This window comes from Paractinoplanes abujensis, assembly GCF_014204895.1.
Classification (GTDB): domain Bacteria; phylum Actinomycetota; class Actinomycetes; order Mycobacteriales; family Micromonosporaceae; genus Actinoplanes; species Actinoplanes abujensis.
The window spans coordinates 3,585,554-3,606,960 of sequence record NZ_JACHMF010000001.1 but is presented as its reverse complement, the minus strand read 5'-3'; the positions used below and the strand labels follow the sequence as shown (position 1 = coordinate 3,606,960).

The 21,407-nt window shown below is 71.3% G+C and carries 15 protein-coding genes; 11 read left to right on the top strand and 4 right to left on the bottom strand.

Going from position 1 to position 21,407, the window contains the following annotated elements:
• Positions 1 to 16: 16 nt before the first annotated feature.
• Positions 17 to 481, bottom strand: coding sequence for an Hsp20/alpha crystallin family protein (locus BKA14_RS16005; protein ID WP_184951733.1), 465 nt, complete (start codon positions 479 to 481; stop codon positions 17 to 19).
• A gap of 116 nt (positions 482 to 597) precedes the next feature.
• Here BKA14_RS16005 and BKA14_RS16000 point away from each other — a divergent pair, with 116 nt between their 5' ends.
• From BKA14_RS16000 to BKA14_RS15990, 3 genes are all read left to right on the top strand, one after another.
• Entirely contained in the window at positions 598 to 1,212 is a 615-nt protein-coding gene (locus BKA14_RS16000; protein ID WP_184951732.1) for an HSP18 transcriptional regulator, read from the top strand.
• Between the two features lie 723 nt (positions 1,213 to 1,935).
• Positions 1,936 to 2,439, top strand: coding sequence for a SigE family RNA polymerase sigma factor (locus BKA14_RS15995; protein WP_184951731.1), 504 nt, complete (start codon positions 1,936 to 1,938; stop codon positions 2,437 to 2,439).
• Complete coding sequence (locus BKA14_RS15990) at positions 2,436 to 3,542, top strand: hypothetical protein (protein WP_184951730.1); 1,107 nt, start codon at positions 2,436 to 2,438, stop codon at positions 3,540 to 3,542. The genes BKA14_RS15995 and BKA14_RS15990 overlap by 4 nt, the downstream gene beginning before the upstream one ends.
• A gap of 47 nt (positions 3,543 to 3,589) precedes the next feature.
• Here the strand turns inward: BKA14_RS15990 and BKA14_RS15985 are convergent, their stop codons facing one another.
• Positions 3,590 to 5,521 carry an APC family permease gene (locus BKA14_RS15985; RefSeq protein ID WP_184956772.1) on the bottom strand — a complete coding sequence of 644 codons (1,932 nt, stop codon included), beginning with the start codon at positions 5,519 to 5,521 and terminating at the stop codon, positions 3,590 to 3,592.
• Between the two features lie 425 nt (positions 5,522 to 5,946).
• On the opposite strand from BKA14_RS15985, the gene BKA14_RS15980 reads away from it, so the two are divergent.
• The 8 genes from BKA14_RS15980 to BKA14_RS15945 all read left to right on the top strand — a co-directional run bounded on the left by BKA14_RS15980 (position 5,947) and on the right by BKA14_RS15945 (position 15,873).
• Complete coding sequence (locus BKA14_RS15980) at positions 5,947 to 7,128, top strand: diaminopimelate decarboxylase family protein (protein WP_184951729.1); 1,182 nt, start codon at positions 5,947 to 5,949, stop codon at positions 7,126 to 7,128.
• A 194-nt stretch (positions 7,129 to 7,322) separates the two neighbouring features.
• Positions 7,323 to 7,667 carry a hypothetical protein gene (locus BKA14_RS15975; protein WP_184951728.1) on the top strand — a complete coding sequence of 115 codons (345 nt, stop codon included), beginning with the start codon at positions 7,323 to 7,325 and terminating at the stop codon, positions 7,665 to 7,667.
• 188 nt (positions 7,668 to 7,855) lie between these two features.
• Positions 7,856 to 7,945 carry a K(+)-transporting ATPase subunit F gene (gene kdpF / locus BKA14_RS45060; RefSeq protein ID WP_184951727.1) on the top strand — a complete coding sequence of 30 codons (90 nt, stop codon included), beginning with the start codon at positions 7,856 to 7,858 and terminating at the stop codon, positions 7,943 to 7,945.
• Entirely contained in the window at positions 7,945 to 9,591 is a 1,647-nt protein-coding gene (kdpA, locus tag BKA14_RS15965) for a potassium-transporting ATPase subunit KdpA (protein WP_184951726.1), read from the top strand. Before kdpF ends, kdpA begins: the two co-directional genes overlap by 1 nt.
• The gene (gene kdpB / locus BKA14_RS15960) at positions 9,588 to 11,708 is read left to right on the top strand and encodes a potassium-transporting ATPase subunit KdpB (protein ID WP_184951725.1); all 2,121 of its coding nucleotides are present in this window, start codon (positions 9,588 to 9,590) and stop codon (positions 11,706 to 11,708) included. Before kdpA ends, kdpB begins: the two co-directional genes overlap by 4 nt.
• A gap of 51 nt (positions 11,709 to 11,759) precedes the next feature.
• Entirely contained in the window at positions 11,760 to 12,611 is an 852-nt protein-coding gene (locus tag BKA14_RS15955) for a potassium-transporting ATPase subunit C (RefSeq protein WP_184951724.1), read from the top strand.
• A gap of 116 nt (positions 12,612 to 12,727) precedes the next feature.
• Positions 12,728 to 15,208, top strand: a complete 2,481-nt coding sequence (locus tag BKA14_RS15950; RefSeq protein ID WP_184951723.1) for a DUF4118 domain-containing protein — start codon at positions 12,728 to 12,730, stop codon at positions 15,206 to 15,208.
• A complete protein-coding gene (locus BKA14_RS15945) occupies positions 15,205 to 15,873 on the top strand; it encodes a response regulator (protein WP_184951722.1) in 669 nt (222 codons plus the stop codon). Before BKA14_RS15950 ends, BKA14_RS15945 begins: the two co-directional genes overlap by 4 nt.
• Here the strand turns inward: BKA14_RS15945 and BKA14_RS15940 are convergent.
• A complete protein-coding gene (locus tag BKA14_RS15940) occupies positions 15,855 to 18,842 on the bottom strand; it encodes a TIM-barrel domain-containing protein (protein ID WP_184951721.1) in 2,988 nt (995 codons plus the stop codon). The two genes, BKA14_RS15945 and BKA14_RS15940, sit on opposite strands and share 19 nt — an antisense overlap.
• 54 nt (positions 18,843 to 18,896) lie before the next feature.
• Positions 18,897 to 20,723 (bottom strand): substrate-binding and GGDEF domain-containing protein, encoded by a 1,827-nt coding sequence (locus tag BKA14_RS15935; RefSeq protein ID WP_184951720.1) that lies wholly within the window; start codon positions 20,721 to 20,723, stop codon positions 18,897 to 18,899.
• Positions 20,724 to 21,407: the final 684 nt, after the last annotated feature.

Below are 21,407 nucleotides of genomic sequence, written 5' to 3'. Positions count from 1 at the left end.
GCACCACCCGCGGGGCTCAGCCGGTGATCACCTTTTGCTTACCGGACCGGTCCGCGGTCACCTCGCTGGACTGGCCCGCGGTCACGGATACCTTGCGCGGCTTGGCTCGTTCGGCGATCGGGATTCGCAGCACCAGGACGCCGTTGTCGTAGGCGGCGTCGATGTGGTCGGTGTCGAGGGCGTCGCCGAGGAACAGCTGGCGCGAGAAGACGCCGAGGGGACGCTCGGTCAGCTGTGTGACCGCGCCCTCACCCAGGTCGATGGGGCGGCGCTCGGCCCGGACTGTCAGGACGTTGCGCTCGACGTCGATGTCGATGCTGTCGGCGCTCACGCCGGGCAGGTCGAACGCGATCACGAACTCGTCGCCGTTGCGGATCGCGTCGACGGGCATCGTCGTCGGGCGGGACCAGGTGCCGGTGGCGCCGAAGAACTGCTGGGCGAGACGGTTGACCTCGGTGAAGGGTTCGCTGCGCATCAACATTGTTCCACCTCCTGCGGTTTGACTGGGCCGGTCAATGCGCTGAGACCTTTGTATCACGTCATCGTTCCGATGACAAGCCACTTGTCATCGAAAAGATGACGGATAGGATCTGGTCCATGACAGCCGACCTCGCCGCCGTCGTGGCAGACCTCGCCGCCACCGCCGAGGCGGTCCGGCGTGGCGCCGCCCAGGATCCCGCCGACCTGCTGGAGGCGCTGGTGCTGCTGCGCCGGGCACAGGCCGAGCTGGCCGCGCTCGAACCGGAGCTGATCACCGCCGCGCGCGCCGCCGGGGTCTCCTGGCAGAGCCTCGCCCCGGCGCTCGGGGTGGCCAGCCGGCAGGCCGCCGAACGCCGCTACCTGCGCAGCACCTCCGCCGACCCGGCGAACCCGGGCGCCACCCGTGACGCCCGCGTGCAGGCCGAACGCGACCGCCGGGCCGGCGACCGGGCCGTCACCCGGTGGGCCAACGACAACACCGCCGACCTGCGGCGGCTGGCCGGGCAGGTGGTCGCCCTGACCGACCTGAGCGACGCGGCCGCCGGCCCGATCGGGCGGTTGCACGAAGCCCTCGGCGCGCCGGACGCCGCGGCCCTGCCCGGCCGGCTGGCCGACGCCCAGTCCCACCTGCGCCGGCATCCGGACCTGGCCGCCGAGATCGACGCCGTCACCGAGCAGACCGCCCACCTGCGCCGCGGCCCGGCCGACCGGCGCCGCGACACTTCGGGCTGACGCTTTCCGGCGTCGCAGCCGGCGACAGAGGCCGACCGGCGCCGCGACACTTCGGGCTGACGCTTTCCGGCGTCGCAGCCGGCGACAGAGGCCGACCGGCGCCGCGACAGTCCGGGCTGGCGCTTTCCGGCGTCGCGGCCGGCGACAGAGGCCGACCGGCCCCGCGACACTTCGGGCTGGCGCTTTCCGGCGTCGCGGCCGGCGACAGAGGCCGACCGGCCCCGCGACACTTCGGGCTGTCCGGCGTCGCGGCCGGCGACAGAAGCAAGCTGGCCCTCGCCCACCGTGCCCGCCTGATGGCGGGTGGGCCCGGTGCGTCACGGCCGGCGGGCGTGCTGGTGGCGTGGCGCGGCAGGCGGGCGGTGTCGTTCGGGTCTGGTTGCGGCGCAACCACTCACGCAGGTCGCCCGGGTGGGTTTCGCGTTCTGGGCGCGCCAGCGGCCAGCGAAGCCCGCCCGGGTCCCCGCGGGAGCGACGGCCCGTAACCACCACCACGCGAGGCCATCCGGATCTTGATTTTCCAGGCCGGCGTCCTCACCGCGGGATGCGGCCGGCGGGGGCGGCCGAGGCGCTGGGGAAACTGAGCCGGCCTGCTTCGAGCTGGGCCGGACGACGGCGACCGGCGGCGGTGCGCGGGTTGCTGTAAGGCGCGTGCAGCGGATCCGAGGAGGAACGCGTTCTTAGTCCAGGGACACCGTACGGGTCACCTACGGGGGAGGACGAATGGGCTTCGAGGAGTTCGCGGCGGCGCGGCTGGCCTCGCTTTTGCGGTACGCGGTGCTGCTCAGCGGCGACCGTGAGGAGGCCCGCGACATCGTTCAGGAGGTGCTGGCCCGGGCGCTCGTGAAGTGGGGGCGGATCGGGTCGGTGCAGGACCCGTACGGCTATGTCCGCCGGATGGTGACCAACGAGTTCCTGTCGCTGCGCCGCCGCCGGCGTGTGTGGACGGTGCCGCTGGGGCCGGAGACGGTCGACGGGGCGTCGGCGCCGCACGCCCCGGACCCACCACCCGAACCCGACGACGAGCTGTGGCGCCTGCTGATGCAGCTGCCCCGCCAGCAACGGGCGGTGATCGTGCTGCGGTACTACGAGAGCCTGAGCGACCTGGAGATCGCGGAGGTGCTCGGCTGCCGCAGCGGGACCGTGCGCAGCAACGCCAGCCGGGCCCTGGCCACGCTCCGGGTCGAACTCGACGAGCCCGCGACCAGCGAAAGGATCCTCTCGTGACCAGCCTGGACGAGCTCCGGCGCACCCTGGAACAGGGCGCGGACCGCGCGCCGGACGCTACCGGGCTGGTGGAACAGGCCCGGGCCGGCGCCGCTCGCCTGCGCCGGCGCAACCGGATGCGGGCGATCGCCGCCGCCGTGGTCGCCGTGGTGCTCGCGGTGAGCGTGCCGTCTTTCGTGCGGTTGCGTACGGCCGAGCCGCCGCCCAACCCGGCCGGCCCGTTGACGTACTACCGACAGCCGTACGAGCTGACCCTGAAGCTGGCGCCCAGCAAGGCGCACTTCGCGATGGTCTACGGCACCCAGGGCACCACCCAGTTCGTCATCGCCCGGCCGATCGGCAACCCCAAGAACGACTCCGGTGGCAGCATCGCCGCGTACGACCCGGGCACGTTCGACCCCACCCGGTTGCGCCGCGGCGAGCCGGTCACCGTGCAGGGGCGCCCGGCCTTCTGGGTGGAGCACCTGGAGGAGCCCGCGCCGGCCTCGTCCGGGCCCGGCGGGGGTCAGGAGTACCGGGTCGGGGCGGCGGTGGGCTGGCAGGATCCGTCCGGGGTCTGGGTGACCGTGTCCGAAGGGTTCGATCGCGCCTCGACGCTGCGGCTGGCCGAGAGCGTCCGGCTGACGTCGCCGCGCACCGTACGGTCGCCGGTGCGGTTCGGCTGGGTGCCGCAGAACCTGCCGGTCTCCTACGCCGACGCCCGCGACGTGGCCGAGCACGGGGTCGAGGCGCACATCGGGTTCGGCCGGCCCGAGCGGTCCAACGGGCGCAGCGGCCCGTTCTTCATGATCCCGTACGACACTCCGCTCAGTGTCATGACGTCGTCGATGGACGGCATCATGACCGCGTGGGGCGAGGACTACGCCAAGCGGCCGATGCGCGTGATCAACGGGTACAAGACCTGGTACTTCGAGGGCACCGAGGATTCGTACATCCGCCGCAACAGCAGTCAGATGATGATCGAGGCCGGCTCGTGCGGGGTCACCGTCGTGGTCCACGACCGCGACAAGATCTCGTACGCGGAACTGGAGCGAATGGTCCAGAACATGACCTTCCACGGCTGCGAGAACGCCGACGGCTGGCAACCGGCGGTCGGCCCCTGACCGGACCGTGGCCGACCTGGGGATCCGACCCCGTACGCCGTACGGGGTCAGGAACCCACGTGGACACCCGGGCGGCGGGCCTGGTCGGGCTCGTGGCGGCGGATGATCTCGCGGGTGACCGGGGCGGTGTCGCCGCGGCCGAGCAGGAAGTAGCGGATCATGTGGACCAGCGGGCTGCCCTCGGCCCACGCGAAATAGCAGTGCGGGCGGACACCGGTGGCGTCGCGCAGCGCGAGCAGGATCGCGGCGATGGCGTTGGGGGCGGCCGGGGCCTCGGTGCGCAGAATGCGGTAGCCGTCGACGTCGATGCCCCGGACGACCAAGGTCTCGCTGAACTCCGAAGGGTCCACGACGTCGATCTCGAGGAACAGGATGTCGTTGGCCCCCGGTACGGGGTTGTCGCCGCGCTGCTCCCGCTCCTTGAACCGGTACTCGGCGGCGTCGCCGGTCTGGCGGCGGTGGGCGACCAGGTCGAGGGCGCCGTCGAGCTCGATCGACTCGGTGATGAAGCGGCGGGCGGTCTCGTCGAACTCGATGCTGTCCACGCGCAGCTCGGTGGTGCGGCTGACCCTCGAGATCAGCGAGACCACGATGATGCCGGCGATGAACAGCCCCGAGATGGCGATGCCGTCCGGCTTCTCGATGATGTTCTCCACCAGCGCGTAGCCGAGGATGAGCGTGAGGACGGCGAAACCGGCCGTGGCGCCGCGTTTGCGGTGGCGGAACGCCCACGCGGTGACGGCGAAGGCCCCGGAGACCATCATGGCCAGGATGCCGGTGGCGTACGCGCCGGCCTGGGCGTTGACGTCGGCGTCGAAGGCGATCGTGATGATCACGGTGATGGCGGTGTAGACCAGCACCACCGGGCGCACGGCCCGGCCCCACTCGGGCGCCATGCCGTACCCGGGCAGGTACCGCGGCACGATGTTGACCAGGCCCGCCATCGCCGACGCGCCCGCGAACCACAGGATCAGGATCGTGCTGATGTCGTACGCGGTGCCTACCGCCTCGCCCAGCTCCTCGTGGGCCAGCCAGGCCAGGGCCCGCCCGGTCGCCTCGCCACCCGGCCCGAACTCGTCGGCCGGGATGAGCACGGTGGTGACGAAGCTGGCCGCGAGCAGATAGACGCTCATGATGAGCGCAGCCGTGGTGAGCAGACGCCGGCTGTTGCGGACCCGCTGCTCCAGGTTCGCCGCGGACACCAGCGGCACCATGCTGACCCCGGTCTCGAAACCGGACAGACCCAGCACCAGCAGCGGGAACGCCACGACGGCGGGTTGCAGCAGGCCGCCCACGCCACCGCCGCCCACGTCGCCCAGCGCGGACGTCCAAGCCGACCAGGCGGCGCCGTCGGTGACCACGTGGACCAGGCCGGCCCCGATGACCAGCGCGTTGAGGCCCAGGAAGAGCGCCACCAGCGGGATGGCCACGCTGACGGCCTCGCTGAAACCGAGCAGGAAGACGAAACCGAGCAGCAGGAGCAGCGCCACGGTCAGCGCGACCTCGTGGCCGTGCAGGAACGACGGGAAGAACGGATTCTCCACCACGTGCACGCTGGCGTCCGCGGCCGACAACGTGATCGTGATCAGCCACGACGTGGCGACGAAGCCCAGCAGCACCAGCACGAACAGCTTGCCCTGCCAGAACGGCAGCAGCCGCTCCAGCATGGCCACCGAGCCGGCGCCGTGCGGGCTCTCCCGCGCCACCCGGCGATACATCGGCAGCACCCCGAACAGGGTGAGCGCGACGATCAGCAGGGTCGCCAGCGGGGAGACCGCCCCCGCCGCGGCCACGGCGATCGCGGGCACGTAGGCCAGGCTGGAGAAGTAGTCCACCCCGGTCAGGCACATCACCTTCCACCACGAGTGCTGCTCGGTGTGTCCCTCCCCGGCCGCCGGCCCGACCGGCTGCACCCGGTGCCGCAGCAGCCAGCCGGCCACCCCCTTCGACGGCGGGGTCTCGTGGGCCGGGGAGGCCATGACCGCCGGAACGGCGTACTCGGGTGGCGTCTCGACGGGCGGGGGTTGCTGGTTCACCGGACCAGAGTCCTCGACCGGGCCCGCCGCTGCCCGGGCCCGGGCGTTAATAACGCGTCAAAATTTCCGCCCCCGCCGCTGTATTGACGTCAAGACTCGCGGACGATGAACCGGTCTCGCTGTATACGAGGCGTCAATATCGGCCGGTACTGCGTGAACATCACGTCACCGTCTCTTTCTGCTGAGGCGATCGGGGCGCACCGTCGAGACATGGAACGAGACTTCACTCTGACCGGACGGGCGTCATGACGCTCACCGAATTGCTCCCTTCCTTGCGTACGTCACTGCGTTCGCCCCTCGACCCGGCGGTCTGGCCGGTTACCGCTCGGTGGGCGCCCCAGGGTGACCTGCTCGTCGGTGCAATGCGCATGACGGCCTTGGCCGCCACGTACGGCACTCCCGTGCACGTGCTCGACGAGGCCGATGTCCGGGCCCGGTGCGGGGAGTACCTGGCCGCGTTCGGTTCCGGGGCGGTCGCTTACAGCGCCAAGGCGGGGCTGACCATGGGTGTCGGACGGTGGATCGCCGACGCCGGACTCGGTTGCTACGTCTCTTCGGCGGCCGATCTGCAAACCGCGCTGCTGGCCGGGTTCGCCCCGGCCGGCCTGGTGCTGTTCGGCGAGAAGAAATCCGTCGCCGGCCTCGAAGCGGCTCACGCCTGCGGCGCGGCGATCGTGGCCGGCTCGATGGCCGAGGTCGAGGCGATCGCCGCGCGGGCGCCGACCGGCCAGCGTGTGCTCGTGCGGGTGGTGCCCTCGAGGGCGGGGCGTGGCGGACGCTACCGCTACGGATTGCCACTGGGGTCCGGCACCGCCCTGGCCGCGATCAAGCAGGTGTTGCAGTCACCGAACCTGGTCCTGGCCGGGCTGGATTGCTCGATCGGGCATCAGCTCAGCCGCTTCGGCACGTTCGAGTCCTGTCTGCGCGAGGCCATGGGCTTCTGCGCTGTCGTTCAGGCCCGCTACGGCGCCGGTGTGCCGGCGCTCAACCTGGGTGGCGGGCACGCGGTCGCCTACGCCGGCGGTGACGACGGTTTCGCCGTCGCTGCCTTCGCGAGCCGGGTCCGTGCCATGCTGCGGTTGTCGGCCGAGCGCTACCGGATTCCGGAACCCCGGCTGACCGTCTCACCCGGCCGCGCCGTCGTCGCCCGGGCCGGCGTGACCCTGCATCGGGTCAGCGAGGTCATCCCCGGCCGGAAACGCACCATCGTTCAGCTCGACGGCAGCGTGCCCGACTGCGCGGCGACCGAGCGATGCGCGGGCCGGCACACCGCCTACCTGATCGGCCGGGAATCCTCGGCCCGCTCGCACCCGGCGGCCGTCGTCGGCGGGCCGGAACAGGGCCCGGGGGCGGCGGTGGCGTCGGTGCCGCTACCCGCCGACGTCGCAGCGGGGGACTTGGTCGTTGTCGCCGGCACCGGTGCCTACCACCATCGCCGCGACACCTTCGTCGGCCGCCCACCTGTGCTGGGTGTGTCGGTCGGCATGGCGCGCACTCTGGTGCGCCGCGTCACCCCCGAGGACCTGCTGCGCCGCGAGCCACTGTTTTGACGCCTTTTCACGCGTCATCCTCACGCGCCGGAACGCGATGAGCGGGTGCACGTGCACTACCTGGAGCTCGACCAGTTCATCGGTCACCGCTGTCTGGTCACCATTCACGGGCCGCTCAATCCAGCCGTCGTCCGGCCTCGGCCGAGCGGGAGACGCAGTCGGGGCGCAAGCGCCTCGCCAACGGCCGGCTCAGCGTGACGTCACCGTTCGCGTCGACCCGCAACCAGGAGAAGTACATCGAGCAGGCGACCGCGAACGTCTGGCGCCTCGAACAGCAGGTGACCGGCGGGCATGTCCGGCACGGGCTGCTCGCGGTCCGGACCATGGCTGCTCTCAGTGATGCCATCTACGGCCGGCTCGCGGCGCCGGCCGGGCTGCCCGACGACCAGGCACCGCTTGTGGCCGACAACACGGACCAGTTCTCCCGCGTCCGGCGCTCTGCCGACGGTCTCGGTGCGCTGCCCAGTCAGAGGCCGGCGGTTCGATCACACGATCGGCTCGGGTGGCGGCGATCACCCGTGACGTCAAAAGGCCGTTAACGATGGGCCGGTGGGCGTAGTCATCGTGTGAACGCCGATGACAAGGGGTTTCGGCGCGCCGATGCTTCCTGACGAAGCAACACCACACCCTCGTCTAGGAGTTCTGTCGTGGCTGATCTCGTGTTCGTCGTGATCACGGCGGCGCTGTTCGCAGCGCTGGCCGTGCTGATCAAGGCGGTCGAACGCTGGTGAGCGCCGTCAACATCGTCGGCCTGATCGTGGCCGTCCTGCTGGCCGCCTTCCTGGTGGCCGCCCTGCTCTTCCCGGAGAAGTTCTGATGGCCGGCTGGCTTTTCGTCATCACGCTGGTGCTCGCCCTGGTGGCGGTGTACCGGCCGTTCGGTGACCACATGTACCGGGTCGTGAGCGGCCGCCGGGACAACGCGGTGGAGCGCGGCGTCTACCGGCTCGTCGGCGTCGACCGCAACGCCGAGCAGACGTGGGGCGTCTACGCCCGCAGCGTGCTCGCCTTCTCGGCCGTCTCGATCCTGTTCCTGTTCGCCTTCGTCCGGCTGCAGGACAAGTTGTGGCTGTCGCTGGGCGTCGACCCGGTCAACAGCCACGTCGCCTGGAACACCGCGGTCAGCTTCGTCACCAACACGAACTGGCAGGCCTACTCGGGTGAGTCGACCATGGGTCACCTGGTGCAGATGGCCGGCCTGGCGGTGCAGAACTTCGTCTCGGCCGCCGTCGGCATCGCGGTCGCGGTCGCCTTCGTCCGCGGGTTCGCGGCGCGCAAGTCGGCCGTGCTGGGCAACTTCTGGGTCGATCTGACCCGGATCACGCTGCGCATCCTGCTGCCGGTCTGCGTGCTGGCCACGCTGATCTTCATGATCGCCGGCATGGTGCAGAACCTGTCCGGCGGCACCGACGTGACCACCTTGACCGGGGCCACGCAGCACATCACCGGCGGGCCGGTCGCCTCCCAGGAGGCGATCAAGGAGCTCGGTACGAACGGCGGCGGTTTCTACAACGCCAACTCGTCCCACCCGTTCGAGAACCCGACCGCGTGGACGAACTGGCTGCAGATCTTCCTGATCTTCCTGATTCCGTTCAGCCTGCCGCGGGTGTTCGGCCGGATGGTCGGGCAGAACCGCCAGGGGTACGCGATCGTCGCGGTCATGGCCGTGCTGGCCGTGGCCTCGGTGGCGCTGACCGTGGGCTTCGAGCTGCACGGCTCCGGCACGGTGCCGCAGGCCGCCGGGGCGGCCATGGAGGGCAAGGAGACCCGCTTCGGCATCCCCGGCTCGGCCACCTTCGCCGCCGCCACCACACTCACCTCGACCGGCGCCGTCAACTCGTTCCACGACTCGTACACGGCCCTGGGCGGCATGATGCCGTTGGTCAACATGATGCTGGGTGAGGTCGCCCCGGGCGGCGTCGGCTCCGGGCTCTACGGTCTGCTCATCCTCGCGATCATCACGGTTTTCGTGGCCGGTCTCATGGTCGGGCGGACGCCGGAATATCTCGGCAAGAAGATCGGCGCCCGCGAGATGAAGCTGGCGTCGAGCTACTTCCTGATCACCCCGGCCCTGGTGCTGATCGGCACGGCCGCGGCCTTCGCCACCGGCAACAACTCGACCGCGCTCAACATCGGTCCGCACGGGCTCTCCGAGGTCCTGTACGCCTTCACCAGCGCGTCGAACAACAACGGCTCGGCCTTCGCGGGCATCACGGTCAACACGCCGTGGTGGGACACCGCGCTCGGCCTGGCCATGCTGCTCGGCCGGTTCCTGCCGCTCGTGCTCGTGCTGGCCCTGGCCGGTTCACTGGCCCGGCAGAAGGCCACCCCGGAATCCGAGGGCACCCTGCCCACCCACCAACCCCTGTTCGTCGGGCTGGTCGTCGGCGTCACCGTCGTGCTGGTCGCGCTGACCTTCCTGCCCGCTCTCGCTCTCGGACCCATCGCGGAGGGCCTGTCATGACCACCCCCACCATTGAAGAACCGCAGCTCGAAGAGGCGGCGCCGACAGGTGACCGCAAGGTCGGCGGCGGCCTGCTCGACCCGGAACAGCTGTGGCAGTCGCTGCCGGCCGCGGTCAGGAAGCTCGACCCGCGGGCCATGTGGCGCAACCCGGTCATGTTCATCGTGGAGATCGGCGCGGTCTTCACCACCGTTCTGTCGATCGTCGACCCGTCGGTTTTCGCGTGGATCATCACGGTCTGGCTGTGGCTCACCGTCATCTTCGCCAACCTGGCCGAGGCGGTCGCCGAAGGACGCGGCAAGGCCCAGGCGGCGGCCCTGCGTGCGGCCAAGCAGGACACCGTCGCGTATCTGCGCGACGGTCGCGAGATCCCGGCCACGCAGCTCAAGCTGGGCGATGTGGTAGTGGTCGAAGCCGGCCAGGTCATCCCCGGTGACGGCGACGTCATCGAGGGCATCGCCAGCGTCGACGAATCGGCCATCACCGGCGAATCGGCCCCGGTCATCCGCGAGTCCGGCGGGGACCGGTCGGCTGTCACCGGCGGCACGAAGGTGCTCAGCGACCGGATTGTCGTCCGGATCACCCAGAAGCCGGGGGAGAGCTTCGTCGACCGCATGATCGCCCTGGTCGAAGGAGCCAACCGGCAGAAGACGCCGAACGAGATCGCCCTCAACATCCTGCTCGCGGCCCTGACGATCATTTTCCTGCTGTCCGTGGTCACGTTGCAGCCACTCGCCATCTTCTCGAAGGCCTTCAACGCGGCCGCCCCCGACACCGTGGCCCTGGACGGCAACGGTGTCACCGGGATAGTGCTGGTGTCGCTGATCGTGTGCCTCATCCCGACCACCATCGGGGCCCTGCTGAGCGCCATCGGGATCGCCGGCATGGACCGGCTCGTGCAGCGCAACGTGCTGGCCATGTCGGGCCGGGCCGTGGAGGCCGCCGGTGACGTGAACACGCTGCTGCTGGACAAGACGGGCACGATCACCCTGGGCAACCGGCAGGCGGCCGAGTTCCTGCCGGTGGACGGGGTCACGGCGGCCACCCTGGCCGACGCGGCCCAGCTGTCGAGCCTGGCCGACGAGACGCCTGAGGGCCGTTCGGTGGTCGTGCTGGCCAAGAACCGGTTCGGGCTGCGCGAGTGGGAACCCGGCCTGATGCCGGACACGACGTTCGTGCCGTTCACCGCCCAGACCCGGATGAGCGGCGTCGACCTGCCGGATCGCCAGGTGCGCAAGGGCGCCGCCGCGGCGGTCCTCAAGTGGGTGCGGCAGAACGGCGGGCACCCCACCGACGAGGTCGGCGAGATCGTGGAGGCGATCAGCGGCAGCGGGGGCACGCCGCTGGTGGTGGCCGAGTCGGCCGCCGGGCAGCCGGCCCGGGCCCTGGGCGTGATCCACCTCAAGGACGTGGTCAAAGCGGGCATGCGGCAGCGCTTCGACGAGATGCGCCGGATGGGCATCCGCACCGTGATGATCACGGGTGACAATCCGCGGACCGCCCAGGCGATCGCCGACGAGGCCGGGGTCGACGACTTCCTGGCCGAGGCCACTCCCGAGGACAAGCTCGCCTACATCAAGAAGGAGCAGGACGGGGGCCGCCTGGTCGCGATGACCGGCGACGGCACCAACGACGCGCCGGCTCTGGCCCAGGCCGACGTGGGCGTGGCCATGAACACCGGCACGTCGGCCGCGAAAGAGGCCGGCAACATGGTCGACCTGGACTCCGACCCGACGAAGCTGATCGAGATCGTCGAGATCGGCAAACAGTTGCTGATCACCCGGGGCGCGCTGACCACGTTCTCGATCAGCAACGACATCGCCAAGTACTTCGCCATCATCCCGGCCATGTTCGCGGCGGTCTACCCGGGCCTGGACACGCTGAACGTCATGCGGCTGCACTCGCCGGGCTCGGCGATCCTGTCCGCGGTCATCTTCAACGCCCTGATCATCGTGGCGCTGATCCCGCTGGCGTTGCGCGGTGTCCGGTACCGGCCGTCGAGCGCCTCCGCCTTGTTGCGCCGGAATCTGTGGATCTACGGACTCGGCGGCGTGGTCCTGCCGTTCCTCGGCATCAAACTCATCGACCTTCTCGTCCAGTTCATCCCCGGGATCTGAGCATCATGCCCGGTCCGACCACCCCGCCCGCCACCCTGAATCGGAATTGACATGCGACTTCCGGCCTGGCTCGGCCAGCATCTCGCGGCGCTGCGTGCGCTGCTCGTCCTCACCGTCCTGCTCGGCCTGGCGTACCCGCTGGCCTTCGTCGCGATCGGCCGGGTGCCCGGCCTGTCCGACCGGGCGGACGGCTCGCTGATCGGTTCGAGCGGTAGCAGCCTGATCGGCCAGTCCTTCACCGACGCCGATGGCAACCCCGTCCCGAAGTACTTCCAGAGCCGGCCGTCCGCGGCCGGTGACGGTTACGACCCCACGTCGACCGGCGCGTCGAACCTGGGCCCGGAAAGCGTGGTCGACACCCTCTCCGACGATCCCGAGGTCGCCTCGCCGAGCCTGCTCACCCGGGTCTGCGAACGGAGCCTGGCCGTCGGCAAGCTCGAGAACGTCGACGGCAGCCGGCCCTACTGCACCCCCGACGGCGTGGGCGCCGTGCTCGCCGTCTTCCACCGCGACGGCTTGACCGGCCCGGTGACCCGGGTCGTGTCGGTCAACCAGACCGGCACCCCGTTCATCGCCACCTATCAGGGCGTCACCGTCGAGGCCGCGATCACCGGCGAGGACTACCAGGCGCTCGGCGGCGTCATCACCCCGATCCGCGGTGCTGCGCCGGCCACGCCGGTCGTCCCGGCCGATGCGGTGACCGCGAGTGGCAGCGGTGTGGACCCGGACATCAGTCCCGGCTATGCCGAGCTGCAGGCGCCCCGGATCGCCCGGGAGCGCGGCTTGACGCAGGACCAGGTGCGCGAGCTCATCGAGGAGCACACTGACGGGCGTGCGCTGGGCTTCCTCGGCGAGCCGGCCGTCAACGTCCTCGATCTCAACCTGGCTCTCGACGGCAGGTGACGCTCGTCGTCCGGGTGGGTTTCGCGTGGGACGCGCCAGCGGCCGGCGAAACCGCCCGGGCTCCGTCGGGAGCGACGGTCCGCACCCACCACCCAGCTACGCCGGAGGACCAACACATGGCACGTGGCGAACTTCGGATCTTTCTCGGCGCCGCGCCCGGTGTGGGCAAGACCTACACGATGCTGGAGGAGGCCCACCGTCGGGCCGAGCGGGGCACCGAAGTGGTGGTCGGGCTGGTCGAGACGCACGGGCGCAAACACACACAGGCCATGATCGCGGACCTCGAGGTGGTGCCGCGGCGCACCGTGGGGTATCGCGGGGCGGCGTTCACCGAGATGGACCTCGATGCGCTGCTCGCCCGCCGGCCCGAGCTGGCGGTCGTCGACGAGCTGGCCCACACGAACGTCCCCGGTTCCCGCAACGCCAAGCGCTGGCAGGACGTCGACGAGCTGCTGAACGCGGGCATCGACGTGTTGACGACGGTCAACATCCAGCATCTGGAGTCGCTGAACGACGTGGTCGCGCAGATCACGGGGGCGCAGCAGCGCGAGACCGTGCCGGACGCCGTGGTGCGGGCGGCCGAGCAGGTCGAGTTGGTGGACATGACGCCGGAGGCGCTGCGGCGGCGGATGGCGCACGGCAACATCTACCAGCCGGAGAAGATCGACGCGGCGCTGGGCAACTATTTCCGTACGGGAAATCTGACCGCGCTGCGGGAGCTGGCGTTGCTGTGGCTGGCCGACAAGGTGGAGGAGCAGCTCGACAAGTATCGGGCCGAGCATCGGATCAGCGCGACGTGGGAGACGCGGGAACGGATCGTCGTGGCGCTGACCGGCGGGTCCGAGGGCGACACGCTGATCCGGCGGGCGGCGCGGATCGCGGCCCGGGACAAGGGCGCCGACCTGATGGCGGTGCATGTGACGCGGAACGACGGGCTGGCGGGGGCGGACCCGGCGGTGCTGGCCCGGCAGCGGGTGCTGGTGGAAAGTCTGGGCGGCACCTACCACCAGGTGGTGGGGGCGGACGTGCCGCGGGCACTGATCGATTTCGCGGGGGCGGTGAACGCGACCCAGATCGTGCTGGGGGCGTCGAGCCGGGGGAAGCTGGCCCAGTTGTTCTCGGCGGGGGTCGGGGTGACCACGACGGCGATGTCGGGATCGATCGACGTGCACCTGGTGACCCATGAGCGGGCCGCGCAGGGACGCCGGAAGGCCCGGCTGCCGGCCGCGTTGTCGCGCCGCCGCCGGATCGCCGGGTTCGTGGTGACGGCGCTGGGGCTGCCCGCGTTGACCGCGGTGCTCGAGGTGGGTCCGTCGTTGTCGCTGACCAACGACATCCTGGTGTTCCTGGCCGCGGTGGTGGGGGTGGCGCTGATCGGCGGGCTGGGGCCGGCGCTGCTGGCCGCGGTGGCCGGGTCGTTGCTGCTCAACTGGTTCTTCACGCCGCCCTTCGGGCGGTTCACCATCGCCGAGGTCGACAACCTGCTGGCTCTGGCGATCTTCGTGGTGGTGGCGCTCGCGGTGAGCTGGGTGGTCGACACCGCGGCCCGCAAGACCCGGCAGGCCGCGGAGGCGTCGGCCGACGCGCAGACCCTGGCCACGGTGGCGGGCGGGGTGCTGCGCGGCGAGCGGCCCCTGATCGCGCTGCTGGAGCGGCTGCGGGAGACGTTCACGCTCGACTCGGTCACGCTGCTCGACCGCGGCGCGGTGGCGGCCCACGTGGGGGAGGCCTGCACGGTTCCGCGGGACGCCGACGTCGAGGTCAAGGTGGACGACAACCTGACCATGCTGTTGCGCGGGCATCCGCTGGAGGCGTCCGACCGGCGCATCGTGGAGGCCTTCGCGGCCCAGGCCACGGTGGCGTTGCGGCAGGAGCGGCTGGCGGCCGAGGCGGCCACGGCAAAACCCCTGGCCGAGGCGGACCGGATGCGCACCGCGCTGCTGGCCGCGGTCAGCCATGATCTGCGGACACCGCTCGCCTCGGCCAAGGCGGCGGTGGCCGGGCTGCGCAGCGAGGAGGTCCACTTCGGGGAGGAGGACCGGCGGGAACTGCTGGCCACCGCGGACGAGTCGCTGGACCGGCTGGTGCGGCTGGTGACCAACCTGCTCGACATGAGCCGGTTGCAAGCCGGAGCGCTGGGCGTGAACGCGGTCGACCTGGGAGCCGACGACGCGGTGGCGCGCGCCCTGGACGAGCTGGGGCCGGAGGGGCGTACGGTCGCGGTGCACATCGCGGACGACCTGCCACCCGTGCACGCCGACCCGGGCCTGCTCGAACAGATCCTGATCAACCTGGTGGCCAACGCGTTGCGCTACAGCCCCGCCGGCGCGTCTCCCGCGGTCACGGCCAGCACGCTCGGCGGGACGCTGGAGCTGCGGATCATCGACCACGGCCCGGGTATCCCGGAGGACCGCTGGGACGACGTGTTCCTGCCCTTCCAGCGGCTGGGCGACCGCGACAACCACACCGGCGTCGGCCTGGGCCTGGCCCTGTCGCGCGGGCTGACCGAGGCGATGGGCGGCACGCTGGTGCCCGAGCACACCCCGGGAGGGGGACTCACCATGATCCTGACCCTGCCCACCGGGAACGGCGCATGACCCGCGTCCTGGTGGTCGACGACGAGCCGCAGCTCGTCCGCGCGCTGCGGATCAACCTGCGGGCCCGCCGGTACGACGTCGACACCGCGCCCGACGGCACGACCGCGCTGCACGTCGCCGCGCGGCAGCATCCCGACCTGGTCGTGCTCGACCTGGGGCTGCCCGACATGGATGGCACCGACGTCATCCGGGGCCTGCGCGGCTGGACCCGCATCCCGATCATCGTGCTGTCGGGCCGGTCGGACAGCCGGGACAAGGTGGGCGCGCTGGACGCGGGAGCCGACGACTACATCACCAAGCCGTTCGGCGTCGACGAGCTGCTGGCCCGGATCCGGGCCGTCACCAGGCGCGGCGGTCCGGCGGGGGAGGCGGAGGCGACCTTCACGATCGGCGGGCACACCGTCGACCTGAGCGCCCGCACCATCACCGGCGACGTGCGGCTCACCCCGACCGAGTGGCGGCTGCTGGATCATCTGCTGCGCCACCCCGGCCAGCTGCTGCCCCAGCGGACCCTGCTCAACGACGTGTGGGGCCCGCAGTTCCGGCACGAGAGCAACTATCTGCGCCAGTACATGGCCCGGCTGCGCCGCAAACTCGAAACCGACCCGGCCCGCCCGCGGCACCTGCTCACCGAGCCGGGCATGGGCTACCGGTTCCGCCCCTGAGCAGCCGGCGCGACAGTGAGGCAGTCGAGGTTGGCGCCGCCGGAACCGGTGCTGGTGGCGCGGATCCGGACCGGGCCGGCGGGCAGGCTCGTGGTCAAGGGGGCCGAGCGCCACACGGCCCAGCCGCCGGTCGGTGGGAACGGGAGCGCGGCGGTGGCGGTCGTGCCGTTGACGGTGACGGCCAGGGGCCGGTCGGCGTTGCTGCCGTTGGCGTAGCGGAAGCCCAGGATGTACGAACCGGCGACGGGCACGGTGACCGTCCACTCGACGTGGTCGCCGGTGGCGTCGGTGTAGTCGGCGTAGCCGTGGCCGGTGTAGCCCGGATGCTGGGTGCCGAGGGCGACGCCGGACAGTGCCGCGTCCTCGGCGGCGTAGGCGACCGGGCCGGTGACCGCGGGGAACGGTTCGCCGATGGGGCGGATCGTGGCCGCGACGCCACCGCCGGGGTTGACCGGGACGGGCGGGGTGACCACGGTCAGGATCTTGCGGGCGGCGTCCCATACCTGTCCGCTGCCGGCCAGCACCGCCGCGGTCTCACCGGTGTACGCGGGCAGGGCCGGGCCGCCGTCGACGCGCAGGCCGACCGGCGCGGACAGGCCGTGGTAGCGGACCACGTAGCGGCGTACGGCCGGGGCGCCGTCGTAGGTCCCGGCGGGGTGGCGGACGGCCACGGTCAGGCCGGCGTGGGTGAAGGTGACACCGGTGACGGCGGCCCGGGTGCTCTCGCTGACGCCGTCGTCCTCGTGCAGGTCGAACGAGCCGTCCTGGCCGGTGTAGACGTCCAGCTCGAGGTGGGTCTTGTCGAGGAACTTCGTGCTCTGGGCGTAGCGGTAGCGCGGCAGGATCGCGCCCGCCCGGACGTACATGATGATCTCGCCCGTACGGGTCACGTATTGCTTGTCGGCGCTGTCGGAACCGGTCGACTTCGCCTCGCTCCAGAAGTTGTACCAGGTCGTGCCGGCGGGCAACCAGACCGGCTGGACCGCGCCGGCCGTGCCGGTGGTCACCGGCGCCACCAGGATCGACGGGCCCCACATGTACTGCTGGTCGTGGCTGTAGGCCTGCGGGTTGTCCTGGTGGTCGACGACCATCGCGCGGGCCATCGGCATGCCGGTCGCGTGCGCGGCGTGGGCGATCGTGTAGACGTAGGGCAGCAGCGTGTACCGCAACCGGCCGTACCGGAGGAAGTCGTTGCTCTCACCGGCGGGCTGATCGGTGGGCCAGCGCGACGCCCGCTGGCCCAGGGTGGCGGTGTCGCCGTAGCCGTGCGGCCGCCAGATCGGCGAGAGCGCGCCCCAGGCCGCGACCCAGTTGCGATACATGTCGGGCGGGATCGGGTTGCCGTTGTGCCCGCCGCCGTCGACGTTGGCGTAGGGGAAGCCGCCGAGCCCGGCGTTGAGCATGCCCCGGATCTGCTGCTGCATCTCCCCGTACGTGGATTGGGTGTCACCGGTCCACAAGTGGGCATGACGTTGCTGGCCCGCAGTGGCCCCACGGCTGAAGATGAACGGGCGCCGGCCGGGCCCGACGTGCCGGTCCCAGCCCTCCTGCCCGACGGCCTTGGCCAGGTACAGGAAGTACGCGTTGCGCAGCTCGGACCAGCGCTGCCCGTTCGCGGCGATCGCCTCGTACGGGATGGGGCCGAGCTCGTCGGGTTCGTCGAGCCACAACGCGTCACCGGGGAAACCCAGCGCCGGGTCGAGCGCCCTGGTCCAGAACACGTTCCACACCCACGCGCGGGTCGCCGGGTTGGACCAGTCCGGTACGGAGTAGTTCTCGGACACGCCGCTGATGTCGGCGGGCTGGAAGCTGTAGCCGGGCGGCGGACCGGGAACCCAGCCCGCCATCAGGTTGGAGTTGTTGCGGTTGTAGTCGAGCGACGTGATGATGCCGTTCTCGTCGGCCCACCGTTTGAAGGCGGCCGGGTCGGGCCAGCGTCCGGCGTCGAACTCGAACCACGAGCCGCTCCAGCCGCCGCTGCCCGCGCGCCACCGGTTGTCGTGCACCTGCAGGTCGAGCGGGAACCCCCGGGTGCGATGCTCGGTGATCTTGTTGACCCACCAGGTCTGGTCGCTGACGCCCGGGAAGTTCTTGTCCGACATCTGCAGGCCGAAGATGCCGAGCTGGGGCAGGCGGGGCCGCCCGGTGAGCTGCGTGTAACGGTCGAGCAGCTGCGCGAATCGCGGGCCCCGGATGACGAAGTAGTCCATCTGCGGCCGGACGCCCGGGGTGTTGTGCTCGTCGGCCGCGAACTCGTAGACCCCGTCCCGGCCGAAGGTGAACGTGGTGTCGAACGTCGTGTTGACGAAGACCGCGTAGCCGCGCGACGACAGGTAGAGCTGCACGATGGCCGGTGACTGCTCGCTGCGGTCGGCGGCCAGGCCGTAGTTGTGCGCGACGACCTCGCCGGTGCGGTCGACCCGTGGCGAGCGGCCCATGAAACCGTGCCCGGCCTTGACGAACCTCTCCCCGGCCGCGGGCGGGGCGAACCGCTGCCGCACGATGCTGTAGTTCTCGCCGTCCCAGGTCATGCTGCGCGTCGCGTCCTCACCGGCCAGCAGCACGTCGTCGTCCTTGCCGTGGAAGGCGATCCGCAGCGGGCTCTTGCGCAGCACGACCTTGACGCCGTCGGCCGGCGCCGTGGTGATGGTCAGCGCGTCGCCGCCGTCGGTCACGCTCAACGTGCCCCCGAGCCCGGCGTGGGCGGCCGGGTCGACCATCTCGTACCGGTCGTCGGCGAAGAAGGTCTCACCCGCTCGGGCGTGACGCACCCGGACCATGTGACCCCCGTACGCGGTGATCCGCACACGCTGCCCGGCGGTGCTGGTCACGGTCACCGTCCGGGCGTCCGCGGTGTGGCTCGCGTAGTCCGCGGGCGTCTCCACGGCCTGAACCGACGGGGGCGTGCCGACGGCAGCTCCGCCCACAGCGAGCCCGGCCGTACGGAGAAAATCGCGTCGTGAGGTCATGCCTCAACCATAGATGTACATCGATGTAAAATGGTGCGGTGACGGTGTCGCCGATCAAGCCTCGACGCCGGTGCGGCGGGACTTCGCGCGGTACATGGCCGCGTCGGCCTCGCGGACCAGGGTGTCGGCGTCGGTCGTCCGGTGGGCCCGGGCGACGCCGACGCTGGCCGAGACCGTGAGCGGCCGCCCGTCGAGGCGGTAGGGGCGGCCGAGGGCGGACACCAGCCGGCGGGCCGTGGCCTCCGGGGTGTGGCCGTCGGCCAGCGCGTCCAGCAGCACCAGGAACTCGTCGCCGCCGAAACGGCCCGCCGTGCCCAGGGCGCCGAGCTCGGCCCGGAGCCGGTCGGCCACCTCGACCAGGACCAGGTCGCCGACGGCGTGCCCGTACGTGTCGTTGATCTGTTTGAAGCCGTCGAGATCGACGAAAAGCACCGCCACCCGCGCGCCACGCTCGATCGAGGCGGCCAGCAGCTGCAAGAAGTGGCTGCGGTTGGGCAGGCCGGTCAGGTGGTCGTGCAGCGCGCTCGCCCGCAGCTGTTCCTCCTGTTCACGCAGGGTGTGCAGCGCGGCCTGGTAGTCGAGCGCGCCCGTCAGCAGCGCCGCCCACTGATTGATCGCCTCGCGGCCCGTGGCCGGTTGCAGGTCGACCCGGTCGACGGTGGCCAGCAGCCCCCAGTCCCGGTCGCCGACCCGCACCGGCACGACGAAAGCCAGCGAACCCGGCTCCGTGCGGGCCGCCTCCAGGATGTCCGCGGGCGGGAACCCGGCCGCGGGGACCGGCGGGAGCGGCGGCGCCGACGGCGCGAACCGGTCGAAATGCCCGGCGATCTCGAGGGCCGGTTCGCCCGGGGTCCACAGCCCCAGGCAACCCGCCCGCACCGAGGTGCGGCGCAACCAGTCCAGCCGCCGCGGGTCCTCCTCGTGGCTGCGCAACAGGTCGAGGCTGATGTCGTACTGGGTGCTCAGGGAACGCTGCAGCCGGGTGCGCTCCCGGTACTGCGACCGCGCCCCGGCCCGCAACGACGCCGCGTCGACCGGGCTCGGGCAGCCGCAGGACTCCCGGACCACCAGCTCGGTCGCGACCTCGTGGCGCGCCGCCGGCCCGCCCGTGCCGCCCGCCGCGGCCAGCAGCACCCGGGCCGCGGTGGCGCCGATCTCGGACAGCGGCTGCCGTACGGTGGTCAGGCGGGGCTCGGTGAACGACGCGTCCGACAGGTCGTCGAAGCCCACCACGGCCTGGTCGTCGGGCAGCCGGCAGCCCGCGGCGGTCAGCACCCGCAGGACACCCAGCGCGTTCAGGTCGGTGCCGGTCACGACCGCGGTGGACGGCAACCCCGCCGCCAGCATGGCCTCGGCCGCCCCCGCGCCGCCGGCCTCCTGGTTGTCGGCGGCCTCGAAAAGCAGTGCCGGGTCCGGTTCGATGCCGTGGTCGATCAACGTCCGCCGGTACGTGTCGTGCCGCTCCTGCTGGTCCGAAGCGCCCATGAACCCCGCGAAGGCGATTCGCCGATGCCCGTGCCCGATCAGATGCTCGACCGCGGCCCGCACCCCGACCCGGTTGTCGGGGAAGACGGTCGGGCAGTCCAGCTCCGGGTAGTCATGACTGACCACGACAACGGGTCGCCCGGTGGCCTGCAACTCGTGCAGATACTTGGCGCTGGCCGCGTTCACGATCACGACGAAACCGGCGGTGTGTTCCCAGGCCAGCGGATGCGCCGGATGCGGCGGCTCGGTCAACTCGACCTGATCGGCGCCCGCGTCCAACGTCTGCACCGCCACCACCGCGGCCCCGGCCTCCGCCGCGGCGCCCGCGATGCCCTCGAGCAGCCCCCCGAAATACCACCCGCCCAGAAACGGTGACAGAACACCCAGGACGGTCATCGTGCCCCCTCCGCGCGTCACTGCGTCGATAGGGGACGATACCGCCGACCTTGGTCACGTCACCACGTCCCGCGGCCCCGGCCCGAAGCCGCCCGGCGCCGGACCCGGGGCATCCTGCCACGACCGCCCGCCTCCTACCGCTCCGACCGCCGACACCAGCGCGTTGTGCCAGCGGGCGCTCGATCAGGGCGCGTTCGTATACGGCAACCCGCAGATCTCCATGGTCCTAACCAGCGGCGCGGGTCCGGCCTCACTGTCACGGCGATCGGCGCGGTCAACACACGCACCGTCCCACCGCGTTGGTGCCCAGCGACCCGCGGACCGTTCCCCTCGTCCCGTATTTCGACGAGGAGCGGCTGGACGTGCCCGCGGACGATACGGTGCCGCTCACTCTGATCATCGAGGGTCTGCCGCTTGAGAACGCTCGCACTTTCGAGCTTGCCGTGACCTATCGGTCCGAGGGCGCGGAGCACACCCCATTGATCAAACGGGGCAACGGTGAGCCGTTCCGGGCGACGCCGAGTGTGTGCCCATGGGTAGGTCACGACGCCGGGGTGGCAAGAAGGCGCGTCCAGCCCGCCCGGCCGTACGGGACGCGAGGCGTCCGCGACTCCGGGCACAGCTACGGTACGACCGTCCGCGCCGGATCGCGTCGGCCGGGCCCGGCCGGTCGACTGAGAAGCT

Excerpts from the sequence above, each read along its gene's own strand:
- BKA14_RS15935 (WP_184951720.1), bottom strand. The coding sequence starts at position 20,723 with ATGACCGTCCTGGGTGTTCTGTCACCGTTTCTGGGCGGGTGGTATTTC.
- BKA14_RS16005 (WP_184951733.1), bottom strand. The coding sequence starts at position 481 with ATGTTGATGCGCAGCGAACCCTTCACCGAGGTCAACCGTCTCGCCCAG.
- BKA14_RS15985 (WP_184956772.1), bottom strand. The coding sequence starts at position 5,521 with ATGGCCTCCCCGGCCCACGAGACCCCGCCGTCGAAGGGGGTGGCCGGC.
- BKA14_RS15995 (WP_184951731.1), top strand. The coding sequence starts at position 1,936 with ATGGGCTTCGAGGAGTTCGCGGCGGCGCGGCTGGCCTCGCTTTTGCGG.
- BKA14_RS15945 (WP_184951722.1), top strand. The coding sequence starts at position 15,205 with ATGACCCGCGTCCTGGTGGTCGACGACGAGCCGCAGCTCGTCCGCGCG.
- kdpA (WP_184951726.1), top strand. The coding sequence starts at position 7,945 with ATGGCCGGCTGGCTTTTCGTCATCACGCTGGTGCTCGCCCTGGTGGCG.
- kdpB (WP_184951725.1), top strand. The coding sequence starts at position 9,588 with ATGACCACCCCCACCATTGAAGAACCGCAGCTCGAAGAGGCGGCGCCG.
- BKA14_RS15940 (WP_184951721.1), bottom strand. The coding sequence starts at position 18,842 with ATGACCTCACGACGCGATTTTCTCCGTACGGCCGGGCTCGCTGTGGGC.
- BKA14_RS16000 (WP_184951732.1), top strand. The coding sequence starts at position 598 with ATGACAGCCGACCTCGCCGCCGTCGTGGCAGACCTCGCCGCCACCGCC.
- BKA14_RS15950 (WP_184951723.1), top strand. The coding sequence starts at position 12,728 with ATGGCACGTGGCGAACTTCGGATCTTTCTCGGCGCCGCGCCCGGTGTG.
- BKA14_RS15980 (WP_184951729.1), top strand. The coding sequence starts at position 5,947 with ATGACGGCCTTGGCCGCCACGTACGGCACTCCCGTGCACGTGCTCGAC.
- BKA14_RS15955 (WP_184951724.1), top strand. The coding sequence starts at position 11,760 with ATGCGACTTCCGGCCTGGCTCGGCCAGCATCTCGCGGCGCTGCGTGCG.